A 12,431-nucleotide genomic window follows, 5' to 3' on the forward strand; every position below is an offset into this window, starting at 1 on the left:
AGCAGCGCGGTGATGCCCGAAATCCCGACCGGGGCCGCCGAGTCCGACGGCTCCCGGCACGTCGTCGAGGAGGCGGCGGCCCGCCTGGCCGCCGCCGGCACCGAACGGCCCGGGCCCTACCTGATCGGCGTGCGCCACCATGCGCCGTCCCTCAGCGCGGTCGTCCCCGCGCTGCTCGACGCCGCCCGGCCCGGGGTGGTGCTGGTGGAACTCCCCGCCGAGTTCCAGCCCTGGCTCGGCCACCTGGCGGACGAGGCCACCGAGGCCCCGGTCGCCCTCGCGGCGGCCCCGGCCGACCCGTCCACCGAGACCGCGGACGGGCCCGCCTTCTACCCGTTCGCCGACTTCTCCCCGGAGCTGGCCGCCCTGCGCTGGGCCCGGCGCAACGGCGTCGAGGCCATCGCCTGCGACCTGCCGCTCGCCCACCGGGGCACCGGACAGCGGTCCGCGGGCGGCCCGGCCGCCGACCCGTCCGTCACCGACGCCCTGCGCCGGCGGCTCACCGGCCGCGCGGGCGACGACGACCTCTGGGACCGCCTCGTCGAGACCGCCGCCCCCGGCTCCGCCCCGGAGGCCGTGCGCCGGGCCGCGCTGCTGGTCGGCTGGGCCATGCGCCGCGACGCCGAGACCGGCCCCGGAGTCGACCCGTACGACCTCCGGCGCGAGGCCTGGATGCGCGCCCGGATCGCGGCCGCCTCGGCCGGCGGGCGGCGCGTCGCCGCCGTGATCGGCGCCTTCCACGCACCGGCGCTGCTCGAAGGGCCGCACGCCGACGAGTCGCACGCCGACGACGGACCGCCGGGCGCGGAGGCGCCCGCCCACGTCGTCTCCCTCATCCCCTACACCTATCCGCTCCTCGACGCCCGCTCCGGCTACCCGGCCGGCATCCGCGACCCCGAGTGGCAGCACACCGTCCTCGACGCGGCCGGCGACCCGGACCGCCTCGCCGCCGCCCTCACCACCACCGCCGTCCGCATCACCGAGGCCCTGCGCACCCAGGACCACCCCTCCGGCCCCGCCGACGCCCGCGAGATCGTCCGCCTCACCGGGGACCTCGCCCGCCTGCGCGGCCTCGCCGCCCCCGGCCGCGGCGAACTCGTCGAAGCCGTCCAGACCGTCCTCGCCCAGGGCGAACCCCTCGGCCGCGGCCGGGCCGTCGCCCGCGCCCTCGAACGCGTCCTCGTCGGCAGCCGCACCGGCCGCGCCACCCCCGCCGCGCCCCGCAGCGGCCTCGGCCCCGCCGTCGAAACGCTCACCGGGACGCTCGGCCTGCCCGGCCCCGCCGACCCGGGCCCGCGCGAACTGCGCCTCGACCCGCTGCGCAGCACCCTCGACCGCCGCCGCGAAACCCTGCTGAACCGCCTCCGCGCCTGCGGTGTCCCCTACGGCGACCGGGTCGACACGACGGGCCCGGGCGGCACCGAAACCCTCGGCACCCGCTGGCGCCTGCACTGGACCCCGGCCACCGCGGCGATGCTCACCGTCGCCGGCACCCGCGGCGTCACTCCCGCCCAGGCCGCGGAAGGCACCCTGCGAGACCGCCTCCGCCGCGAGCAGCAGGCCGACGGCCCCACCCCGCGCGACGTCATCCAGGGCCTCACCGACGCCGCGGCCTGCGACCTCCCCGCCCTCACCCGCACCCGCCTCACCCAAGTCGCCACCACCCTCCCCGCCGCCGGCACCCTCCCCGACCTCCTCGAAGCCCTCACCACGCTGGACCGCCTGTCCGCCGGCCACTTCCCCGTGACCCTGACCCCACCCGCGGCCGAACGGGAGTCGGCAGGATGCGCCGGTCCGGACACCGCACCCCCGGCCACCGTCACGGCGCCCGGCACGCAGCCGGAGTCGGCGGGGGCGTTCGCCCCGGGCGTCGCGCCCAGCGTGCCCGTGGCGGGTGATGCCCACCTCGGCTCCGGGCCTGCACCCGAGGCCGACCCCGCCGCCGACCCCGCCGCCGACCCTGACAGCCGTCTGCCGCACGGCGGTTCTGCGCTGCCGGACCGTCGCCCCTCCACGCGGTCCCCCGGAAGCGCCGTCCCCCTTCCGGACGGCGCCTGCCCGGAGGCGGCCGCCCCCTCCCACCTCCATGCCTCGCCGGCCGCCGTCACCGACCTCCTGATCGCCGCTGCCGTGCGGCAGTTGGAGGGGCTGAGCGGGTCCGACGATCCGGCGGATGCGCGGGCGCTGGTGGAGCTGGCACGGCGGGCGGATCTCGGCGGCGGGGTGCGGCTCGGGTACGTGCTGCGCGAACTCGCCGCCGGCGGGAGCCCGATGGTGCGTGGTGCCGCCGGGGCCGTCCGCGTCCTGCTCGGGCAGGAGGCGGCCGCCGAGCTCGGCTACCGGGCCGCGTCGTGGGTCGACGGCGCGACCGCGCCGGAGGCGCGCCATGCCCTCGTCCGGTCGCTGGTCGGGCTGTTGACGGCTGCCGAGGGCCTGCTCGCCACCGCGCCCGAGGTGCTCGAACCCGTCCTGGAACGGGTCGTCTCCCTGCCCGACGAGGCCTTCCTCGACCGCCTGCCCGCCCTGCGCGGAGGTTTCGACACGCTCAGCCCGGCCGCCCGCGACCGGCTGCTCGCGCTGGTCGAGGAGCGCCTCGGCACGCGGCTCGTCGACCTGCCCGACGCCGTGCCCCCCGCCATCCTGGCGACGTGGGCCCGGGCCGACCTCGCCGCCCGCGGCGTGCTCGGCGAACTCGGGCTGCTCCCGGCACCGCCCGCCGCCCCCGCCCCCGCCCCGGAACCCCTGCCGGCCCTCCCCGAAGCCGGCCACACCCTCGCCCCCGCCGAGCGCTGGCGTCTGCTCCTCGGGCGCCCCGGCGGCTCCGGCCGGGGCGCCCGCGCCGGCCGACTGGCCACCGCCCTCGACGAGTTGTACGGCACCGGCCGGGGCGAGGGCTCCGGCTCCGACCTGGACGGCCGGGGCCGCCGGGGCGGCCGCGAGGCCCCCTACCCGGGCGTCCGCGAGTGGGCCGAGGAACTGTCGGCGCTGTTCGGGCCCGGAATCCGCGAGGAGGTCCTGGCGGCGGCCGTCGCCCAGGGCCGTACGGACGCCCTGGAGGCGATCGACCCGCGCGCCGCCCGCCCGTCCGTCGACCTGCTGCGCACCGTCCTGGAGCACGCGGGCGGCCTGCCGGAGGCACGGGTGGCCGGGCTGCGCCCGCTGGTGCGGCGCCTGGTGGAGGAGCTCACCCGCGAGCTGGCGACCCGGCTGCGCCCGGCGCTGACGGGCATCAGCCTGCCGCGCCCGAGCCGTCGCCCGGGCGGCGGGCTGGACCTCGACCGCACGATCCGCGCGAACCTCGCCACCGCCCGCCCCGCCCCGGACGGCGGCACCGTGATCGTGCCGCAGCGCCCGGTGTTCCGGACGCGGGCGCGGAAGTCGGCGGACTGGCGGCTGATCCTCGTGGTGGACGTCTCCGGCTCGATGGAGGCGTCGACGGTCTGGGCGGCGCTCACCGCCTCGATCCTGGCCGGGGTGCCGTCGCTGAGCACGCACTTCGTCGCCTTCTCCACCGAGATCGTCGACCTGACCGATCGGGTGGAGGACCCGCTGGGCCTGCTGCTGGAGGTGCAGATCGGCGGAGGCACGGACATCGCGTCCGGCCTGCGGTACGCGCGGGAGCTGGTGACGGTGCCGTCGCGCACGCTGGTCGCCGTGATCAGCGACTTCGAGGAGGGCGGCCCGGTCGGCGCGCTGCTCGCGCAGACCCGGGCGCTGGTGGACTCGGGCGTGCACGTGCTCGGCTGCGCGGCGCTCGACGACACGGGCACGGCCCGGTATTCGACGGCGATCGCGGGCCGACTGGTCGCGGCCGGCATGCCGGTGGCGGCGCTGAGCCCGCTGGAACTGGCCCGCTGGGTGGGGGAGAAGGTGCGATGACGACACGGTCGACCGGTTGGCCGCGGGTGCGGCCCGAGGTGGTCGCCGAGGTGGTGGCGGGGCTGAGCGCCCGGCTGCAGAAGCGGCTGGACGGCGCGGCGGCGAAGCTGGCGGAGCGTCCGGTGACGAGCTCCGGCGACGAGTGGCGGGTGGAGGTGGACGAGGAGACGGTGCTCGTCCTGCGCGCCCCGGGCGGAGTGCTCACCGACCCGTCCGGCGTGCACTGCGGCTGCCTGCTCGCCCCGGCGTGCGTGCACCGGGCGGCGGCGGTCACGCTGTGCCCGCTGGCCGACGCCACGGACGAACCCGGGCCGTCCGGGCCGTCCGGGCCGACCGGGCCCGCCGAACCCGCCTCACTCTCCGAACCCGCCGTCCCCACTGAACAGGTGGCGGACGACGACGCCCTCACCCCCGCCGAGCAAGCCGCCGCCCGCCACCTCCACCGCGCCGCGTCCGCCGTCCTGGCGGCGGGCGTGAGCGGGGCGGGGGCCGTCGCACAGGCGGAGCTGCTGCGGGCGGCCCACGGCGCCCGCGCGGCGGGGCTGTACCGCCCGGCCGCAGTGGCGGTCACCGTGGCGACGCGGATCCGCGCGGCCCGCTCCGGTGCGCCGGAACACCGCCTCGCGGACCTCGTGGCCGACCTGCGCGAGCTGCTCACCCTCACCCGCCGCCTCACCGCGGACCCGGCCACCGGCCCCGCCACCGCAGCCGGTTCCGCCACCGGCCCCGCCCGCGGCCCGGTCGCGGAGCTGCGCGGCACCGCCCGCCAGGCGTACGGCGACGCGGGCGCGCTGCGGCTGCACGGGCTGTTCGCCGAGCCGGTGCTGACGGCCACGCACGCGGGCGTTCTCAGCTGGGCGGTGGACGCGGAAGGCCGGCTCAGCACCGTCGCCGAGGTGCTGCCGTACGCCGACCCCGACGCGGCGGCCGCGCAGGCCGTCGGCGCGGGCAACCGGGCGGTCCGGCTGGGCGACACCTCGCTGAGTCACCGCGAGTTCACGCGCGCCGGGCTGGCCGTCCAGGGCGCCACCAGATCGGCGAGCGGGCGGCTCGGGGCGGGTGCCGCCGTGCGCGCGGTCCGGGCCACTGGAGCGGCGTGGACCGCGGCGCCCGTCGCCGGCCTCTGGGCCGAACCGGTGGCCGCCCAGGTGGAGCGCGCGCTGGCGGCGCAGGCCGTCCCGTACGAGACGCGCCCGGCCGGGAGCGATCTCCTGTTCCTGGACGTCACCCTGCTGGGCCCGACGACCGACGGTCCCACCGAGCACGCCCCGGCGAAGACGCCCGGGGGAGCACCCCGCCTCCTGGCACGCTGCGGCGAGGACGGCCCGGTGGTCGCGCTGCGCGCCGCCCACGACCACCCGGGGCTCGCCCACCGCGTGAACCTGGCCCTGCTCGCCGCCGCCCCCGGCCTGCGGCTGCGGGTGATCGGCCGTCTGGAGCGCGCGGCCCGCCCCGAACTGCGGCTGCTCGCGATCGGCACCGCTGCGTCCGAGGCGTCCACCGACACCCCGACCGACACCCCGACCCGCACCCCGACGCTCGCCCTCCCCGCCGACCGGGCCGGACGCGTCAACCTAGGCCTGGAACGCCTCCAGGCCGCCGACGTCCCCGCGACCCCCGGCCTCCCCGCACCGCCCCTGGACCCGTCCGCCCACCCGCTGGACCCGCCCGCGCACCTGCTCGGCCGTCGGATCGAGCAGACCGTCACCTCCGGCCGGAGCGCCCTGCCCCCGGGCACGAGCACGACCGCCGCCGACGCTGCCCGGCTGCGCGAGGCGGGCCTGACCACCGCCGCCGACCTCCTCGACGCGCTGCGCACCGCCGCGACCGACCACCGCCGCGACGTGTTCGGCCGTGTGGTCCCCGACGACCACAGCGCGTTCACCACCGCCTGGCTGGCCGCCGCGCACTACACGGAGGCCCTGGCGACGGCCCTCTGCCAGGCGGCCTGGACACCACCGGAGGCCCACGCGTGACCCAACCACCGTCCTGCCCCGCCCGCTTCGTTCGTGCCGTCGGGCACCACCCGCCCCCCACGCCCCTCACGCCCCCACGCCCCTCATGCCCCCACGTTCCCCGAACCGCCCACACCGGACGCCCCGCACCCGATGCATAAGGCGAGGTAATTGCACGAACAGGTAACCGGCGTCAGCTGTCATACTGAGCGGACGAGCGACCGAACCGCGCGAGAGGGAGTCGAGCCATGGGGATCCGCGACGACGCCGCCGAGATCCGGGCCGGCGGCTGGCGCACGCTCGCCGCGCTGCACGGGTTGATCGACACGGCGCTGGAGAAGGCGCTCCAAGCGGAGCACCGGCTCTCGGTGGTCGAGTACACGGTGCTGGACGCGCTGTCGCGCCAGGACGGCTGGCACATGCGGATGCAGCAGCTGGCCCGGGCGGCGGCACTGAGCAGCAGCGCGACCACCCGTCTGGTGACGCGGCTGGAGGGCCGCGGCCTGCTCAGCCGCTACCTCTGTCCGGACGACCGCCGCGGTATCTACACCGAGCTGACGCCGGAGGGCCGGGAACTGCTCGCCGCCGCCCGTCCGGTGCACGACGCCACCCTGGAGGCGACGCTGGCCCGGGCGGCGGAGGTACCGGAGCTGGCTCCGCTGGTCCGTGCGCTCGCGGCCCTGGAGACGCCCGCCTCAGCCTGAAACGGCACCCCGCGGTCTCAGCGCCTCGACACCCCGGCGCCTCGACACCCCCGCACCCCGGCGCCTCAGCGCCCCCGCGCCTCAGCGCCGCCCGGCGAGGGCGTCGCGGTGGACGCGGTCGAGCAGGGCGAGCAGGAGCTCCTTGCTGGAGGCCCGTTCCCGTACGTCGCAGAGGACGACCGGCACCTCGGGCCCGAGGTCGAGGGCGTGGCGGACGTCCTCCGGGGTGGCGTCGCGGCGGCCGTGGAAGCAGTTGACGCCGATCGCGAAGGGGATGCCCCGCTGCTCGAAGAAGTCGACGGCGGCGAAGCTGGTTTCGAGCCGGCGGGTGTCGGCGAGGACGATCGCGCCGAGGGCGCCGAGGGCGAGGTCGTCCCACATGAACCAGAAGCGGAACTGCCCGGGTGTGCCGAAGAGGTAGAGCACCAGGTCGTCGCGGACGGTGATGCGGCCGAAGTCCATGGCCACCGTGGTGGTGGACTTGTCCTGGACGCCTTCGAGGCTGTCGACCCCGATGCTGGCGCGGGTCATCCGTTCCTCGGTCTGCAGGGGTTCGATCTCGCTGACCGAGCCGACCATGGTGGTCTTGCCGACGCCGAAGCCGCCGGCGACGAGGATCTTGACCGCGCCCGGCACGAGGCTCTGGGTCGTCAATTCGGTCTCCTGGGAGGGGAGTGGGAGTTGCTGGGCGAGGGTCCGCCGCCGGTTCAGAGCCGGCGGACCCCCTCGATCACGGCCTGGATCAGGGAGATGTCCGGCGCCTCGGCGAGCTGGACCGGGGCGCGGGTGAGGATCAGCCGGGCCTCGGCCAGGTCGTCGAGGAGCACCTTGACCACGCTCACCGGCAGGTCGAGCGTGGCCGCGATCTCGGCCACCGCCAGCGGCCGTTCGCGGCACAGGTCGATGATCGCGGCCGGTTCGGGAGCGAGCCGGCTGGTGTCGGTGCGGGGGTCGGCGGTGACCACGAGGGTGATCAGCGCGAAGCCGTCACGGACCGGGCCGGTGCGCCCGTTGGTGATCGCGTAAGGACGGACCAGATGGCCTGCGTCCTTGTCGAAGAACCAGGCCTCGTCGGCGTCGGCGGTCACGCACCGCCACCCACGCCGACCTGGCCGGCGTCGCTGCGCGGCGCGGCGGTGAGGTACTGGCCGACCTGCTTGACCAGCATGTTGATCTCGTAGGCCATCAGCCCGGCGTCGACCTGCTCGCTGGTGAGCACGGCCAGACGGGCGCCCTGCCCGGCGGTGGTGACGAACAGGAACAGCTGGTCCATCTCGATCACGGTCTGCCGGACGCGTCCGCCGTTGAACCGGTGGCCGGCACCGCGGGCGAGGCTCTGCAGGCCGGAGGCGACGGCGGACAGGTGCTCGGCGTCGGCCCGGTCCAGGCCCTGGGACAGGCCGACCAGCAGGCCGTCCTCGGAGAGGACGATGGCGTGCCGGGTCTCGGGTACCCGCGCCACCAGCTGGTCCAGCAGCCAGTTGAGGTCGCGCTGGGTGTCGGTGTGCTGCGTCATCACTGCTGTTCCTTGGCTTCCTTAGCGGCGGGAGGCGCGGCCGGTGCGGGGGGTGTGGTGGGTGCGGTCGGCGCGATGGGCGTGGCAGATGTGGCAGGTGTGGCGGGCTCGCCGGGTGCGGTCGGCGAGCCCGGTGCGGGGTCGGACGCGCGGGCGGTCCGGGTGCCGCGCTGGATGGCGGCCATGGTGGCGCGGGAGCGCTGGGGGGAGGGTTCGTCCACCTCACCGCGAGTGCCGCCGCCCTGGGGACCGCCGCCCAGGGAGCCGTCGCCCCGCCCGGCGTCCCTGAAGTCGCTGCCGCCGTCGTTCCCGCCGTACCGGGGAGCCGGGGCTGGGGCGGCGGGGCCGGCCAGGCCCGCCACGCCGGCGGGCGCGTTGGCCTCCCGCAACTGCTCGGCGAGGCTGGCGTTGCGGACCCGCTGCGGCAGGACGCGCGGGGTGCGCAGTTCGCCGTCCGGGCCGTGGACGAACGGGGCGTCGGCCGCGCGCTCGTGGGTGGGCACGAGCCGGTCGGCGGACACGGTGCCGAGGTCGGCCTCGACCGCGTCGCCGGTGCCACCCGTGCCACCCGCGCCGTCGCCGCCGAGGCCGTCGGCGAGGTTCTCGGCCATGTCGTCGTACGGGCGCGGGTACACGGGCCGGGGAACGACGACGGCGCCGGGCAGGCCGGGGATCGAGGCACCCACGGGCAGGCCGCCGTCGGCGGGCGGAGCGGCCTGCGCGTCGTGCCGGTCGTCGTCCACGGGGTACTGGGCGAGGAGCTCGCTGATGACGGACCCGGAGTCACCGCCGACCGGACGCACCGGAAGGGCGGGGGCCACCGGAACACCCGACGGCGCGGAGCCGACCGGCGGCGCCGAAGCGCCCGAAGGTGTCGAAGACCCCGGGGGCACAGTCGGCATGGACGGCATGGACGGCATGGACGGCATGGACGGCATCGACGGAACCGTGGGCCCCGGGGCCACGTCCTCCAGCACGCCGAGGTCGTCCACCAACTCCCCGTCCAGCACCCCGAGATCGTCCTCCGCCGCCGGACGCGGCCCCGGCACGGGCGTGCGGGTGACGCGCGCGCCGGAGGGCAGTCCGGGCACCGCGGCCGGCTTCTCGGCCTTCTCCAACAGCACGGCCGGCACCAGCACCACGGCCCGGGTGCCGCCGTACGGCGAGGGCCGCAGGGTCACCTGGATCTCGTGCCGGGCGGCCAGGCGCGCGACGACGAACAGGCCGAGCCGCAGGTCGTCGCCGAGCGCGGAGACGTCCAACTCGGGCGGGTTGGCGAGGTAGTCGTTGAGCCGCTCGTACTCCTCCTCGCCCATGCCGAGGCCGCGGTCCTCGACCTCGACCGCGAGCCCCTTCGGGACCTCCTGCGCGGAGACCTGCACCTGGGTGTACGGCGGCGAGAAGGTGGTGCCGTTCTCGATCAGTTCGGCGACGAGGTGGATGACGTCGGCGACGGCCTGCCCGCTGAGGGAGGCGCGCGGAACGCCCTGGACGACGACGCGCGAGTAGTTCTCGGTCTCCGACACGGCGCTGCGCAGCACGTTGACGACCGGAACGGCGTTGCGCCAGCGGCGGGCGGGCAGCGCACCGCCGAGGATCACCAGGTTCTCGGCGTTGCGCCGCATGCGGGTGGCGAGGTGGTCGACGGCGAACAGCTCGCGCAGCAGCTCGGGTTCCTCGTGCTCGCGCTCCAGCGCGTCCAGCATGCTGATCTGCCGGTGGATCAGGATCTGGGTGCGGCGGGCGATGTTGAGGAAGACCTTCTTCGTGCCCTCGCGGCCCTGTGCCTGGTGGACGATGGCGGCGACGGCGGCCTGGCGGACGGCGGCGAGGCCGTCGGCGATCTGCTGAGCCTCGTCGCCGGTGCGCCGGGACGGGGACCAGGTGGGCGGCACGGGCACGGGCTCGCCGGAGCGCAGCCGTGCGACGACGGCGGGCAGTTCCTGCTGGGCGAGGGCGAGGGTGTCGGCGCGGAGTCCGGCGAGGCGGGCCGGCAGCGAGCGGGCCGCGCGGATGCCGCGGACCAGGCTGACCAGCAGGACCAGCGCGACGACGGCGCTGCCGGCGGCGAGCGCGGTGTTCTGCCCGGCGTCGCGCAGCAGGTAGGCGGCGTAGCCCCAGGCGGCGGCGAGACCCGCGCTGGGGACCAGCACGAGGACGAGGAGCGAGCTGCTGAGGGAGCCGGACCGGCCGGCGCGGTGGCCCGTGCGGGGGGCCGATATGCCTGGCATCTGATTCCTTGTTGCTGGGCCGAACGGGTTGTGCCCGCGCGCGGTCCGGCCGGGGCTTCGGGGCGCCACGGCCGGGGACGCCGGACGGGGGTGACGCGGTGTCACGATCATGACGCGGTGTCACCGGGGTGACGCGGTGTCAGTGTCCGGGCGGGGTGCAGCACGGCCGCCGACGGCAGGAACGCTACCAGCCCCTGGTGCCCCCATCGCAACATCAACTGACGATATGTGATCGACTGATGGCAGAAGTGAACACCCCTCGTCGGATCGTGCGGTGACGGATCGTCGCAGGTCGAGCGACTCTCCCCGGGAGGGGGACGGCTCCGCGGGGGGTCGGGGGATCCTTCCACGGAGCCGTCAGGAACAGGTCAAACGTCGGTATACTGAAGGGTCGGCGACAGAGGCATCGGCGGAGACGTCGGCAGGGGCGTCGGCGGACGGTCGACGAGTGGGCGGACCGGCGAACAGGGGTGGTCGGTCCGATCGGGGTCGACGGCGGTGCCGGGCCCGGTCGCTATCCCGCCAGCGGCATCGTGATCACCTCTCCGCCGCGGCGCTCGGCCTCCTCCTCCAGCTGCGCCTCCCGCTGGGCCAGTTCGGTCCACGCCCAGCTGGCCGGCCCGGACAGTTCCGCCGACCACTGCTTGCCGTACGTGCCCGAGGCGATCTGCCCGAGCCGCAGCCGCTGGATGTCCGAGGTGCCGGCCGGCGGGTAGACGTGGGTGGCGTCCCGCTGGTAGCGCTCGATGTTGAAGTCGCTGTGCAGGCCGCGGGCCGCGTGGATCTCCATGGCGTTGCGCGCCGAGTCGAGCGCGTACTCGGTGTTGATGAGCTTGGCGTTCATCAGCTCGGCGTCGCAGGCCTTGCCGTGGTCGAGCAGGTGCGAGGCGTGGTAGGCGGCGAGCTTGGCGGTCATCAGCCGGGACTGCATCTCGCCGAGCTTCAGCGCGATGTTGGGCAGCTGGTTGAGCGGCTTGCCGTACAGCACCCGTTCCTCGGCGAAGCGCACGGTGTCCTCGACGATCGCGACGTGGATGCCGAGGGCGACGGCGGCCAGGTTGAGCCGTCCGTAGAGCGTGGAGGACGAGTAGGCGACGTCCAGGCCCTGGCCCTCGCGGCCGAGCCGGTTGCCGACCGGGATGCGGCAGTCCTCGAAGACGATCTCGCCGAAGCTGAAGCCGTGCAGCCCGCTCTGGGAGCCGCGGGTGCCGGTGCGGAAGCCCGGGCGGTCGCTCTCGACGAGGAACGCGGACAGCCCCCGGCTGCCCTGGTCGGTGCGCAGGACGACGCCGTGGACGTCGCCGATGTGGGAGTTGCCCACGAACCACTTGCGCCCGTTGAGGACGTACTCGTCCCCCTCGCGGCGCGCGGTGCCCGTCATGCCGAGCACGTGGCCACCGGACTCCGGCTCGGTGACGGCGATGGTGGGCAGGGCCTCCCCGGAGGCGAACTTCGGGAGCCACTTGCGCCGCTGGGCGTCCGAGCCGTAGTGGAGGACCTTGGCCACGCCCAGCTGAGAGGCCTGGGCCACGGCGCCCATCGCACCGCTCACCCGGGCCAGTTCCTCGACGATGACGGTCTTGGCGAGGTGCCCGAGTCCCAGCCCGCCGAAGACCTGCGGGATGGTCACGCCGATCCAGCCCCGGCGGGCGATCTCGCGCGAGAGCTCGAACTCCACCTGCCGGTCGGCCTCCATTCTGGCCACGTGCGGACGTATCTCCTTCTCCGCGAACTCGCGCACCTCCGCCCGGAGGCTCTCGTGACGCTCGTCGGTGAAGTAGTCCATGGTCATGCCGGGGTCCTCTCGTTTCGGGGTGTCGTGCCTCCGTCCGTGCCGTCGATGCCGCGCCGGCCGCCGCTGCGGTGGGGTGTGGGGTCGTGGGTGGCGGCCGGTTGCCCTTGTTCGCCCCTTTGCAACCGGTGCGTGCGGAACTCCGGCCGGGTTCCCCGAGGGGTGGGGCTACCGTCCGTGTCTTCGGCAGGGCTCATTGTCATATGGGCATAAGGAAGTCACCCAGAGCCGATCTTGGATTGGCGCGAAAAAGATCGTCCGAATTTCGCTTGGTTTCGCCGTGTGGCCGGATGGGAAGTGATCTTCGCCCCTGCGGCAACCTGCTGAGCGGCCGTTCACATGCGGCTTTGACTG

Annotated in this window: 8 protein-coding genes; 3 read left to right on the plus strand and 5 right to left on the minus strand. The window is 75.8% G+C overall.

Annotated elements, in window-relative coordinates; all coding sequences use genetic code 11:
• The first annotated feature begins 12 nt into the window (after nucleotides 1-12).
• From AB0C76_RS00325 to AB0C76_RS00335, 3 genes are all read left to right on the plus strand, one after another.
• Complete coding sequence (locus AB0C76_RS00325; RefSeq protein WP_359958056.1) at nucleotides 13-3,879, plus strand: DUF5682 family protein; 3,867 nt, start codon at nucleotides 13-15, stop codon at nucleotides 3,877-3,879.
• Complete coding sequence (locus AB0C76_RS00330; protein WP_359957260.1) at nucleotides 3,876-5,855, plus strand: hypothetical protein; 1,980 nt, start codon at nucleotides 3,876-3,878, stop codon at nucleotides 5,853-5,855. The genes AB0C76_RS00325 and AB0C76_RS00330 overlap by 4 nt, the downstream gene beginning before the upstream one ends.
• Before the next feature lie 227 nt (nucleotides 5,856-6,082).
• The gene (locus AB0C76_RS00335; RefSeq protein ID WP_359957263.1) at nucleotides 6,083-6,538 is read left to right on the plus strand and encodes a MarR family transcriptional regulator; all 456 of its coding nucleotides are present in this window, start codon (nucleotides 6,083-6,085) and stop codon (nucleotides 6,536-6,538) included.
• Between the two features lie 81 nt (nucleotides 6,539-6,619).
• On the opposite strand, the gene AB0C76_RS00340 is transcribed toward AB0C76_RS00335, so the two are convergent.
• From AB0C76_RS00340 to AB0C76_RS00360, 5 genes are all read right to left on the minus strand, one after another.
• On the minus strand, nucleotides 6,620-7,192 hold the full coding sequence (locus tag AB0C76_RS00340; protein ID WP_359957266.1) for an ATP/GTP-binding protein: 573 nt from the start codon (nucleotides 7,190-7,192) through the stop codon (nucleotides 6,620-6,622).
• Nucleotides 7,193-7,245: 53 nt separating this feature from the next.
• Nucleotides 7,246-7,626 carry a DUF742 domain-containing protein gene (locus AB0C76_RS00345; protein ID WP_359957269.1) on the minus strand — a complete coding sequence of 127 codons (381 nt, stop codon included), beginning with the start codon at nucleotides 7,624-7,626 and terminating at the stop codon, nucleotides 7,246-7,248.
• Complete coding sequence (locus AB0C76_RS00350; RefSeq protein WP_359957272.1) at nucleotides 7,623-8,054, minus strand: roadblock/LC7 domain-containing protein; 432 nt, start codon at nucleotides 8,052-8,054, stop codon at nucleotides 7,623-7,625. Before AB0C76_RS00350 ends, AB0C76_RS00345 begins: the two co-directional genes overlap by 4 nt.
• The gene (locus tag AB0C76_RS00355; protein ID WP_359957275.1) at nucleotides 8,054-10,285 is read right to left on the minus strand and encodes an ATP-binding protein; all 2,232 of its coding nucleotides are present in this window, start codon (nucleotides 10,283-10,285) and stop codon (nucleotides 8,054-8,056) included. The genes AB0C76_RS00350 and AB0C76_RS00355 overlap by 1 nt, the downstream gene beginning before the upstream one ends.
• Nucleotides 10,286-10,799: 514 nt before the next feature.
• Nucleotides 10,800-12,071 carry an acyl-CoA dehydrogenase family protein gene (locus AB0C76_RS00360; protein WP_359958059.1) on the minus strand — a complete coding sequence of 424 codons (1,272 nt, stop codon included), beginning with the start codon at nucleotides 12,069-12,071 and terminating at the stop codon, nucleotides 10,800-10,802.
• Between the last annotated feature and the right edge of the window lie 360 nt (nucleotides 12,072-12,431).

Source organism: Kitasatospora sp. NPDC048722, assembly GCF_040650235.1.
Taxonomy (GTDB): Bacteria; Actinomycetota; Actinomycetes; order Streptomycetales; family Streptomycetaceae; genus Kitasatospora.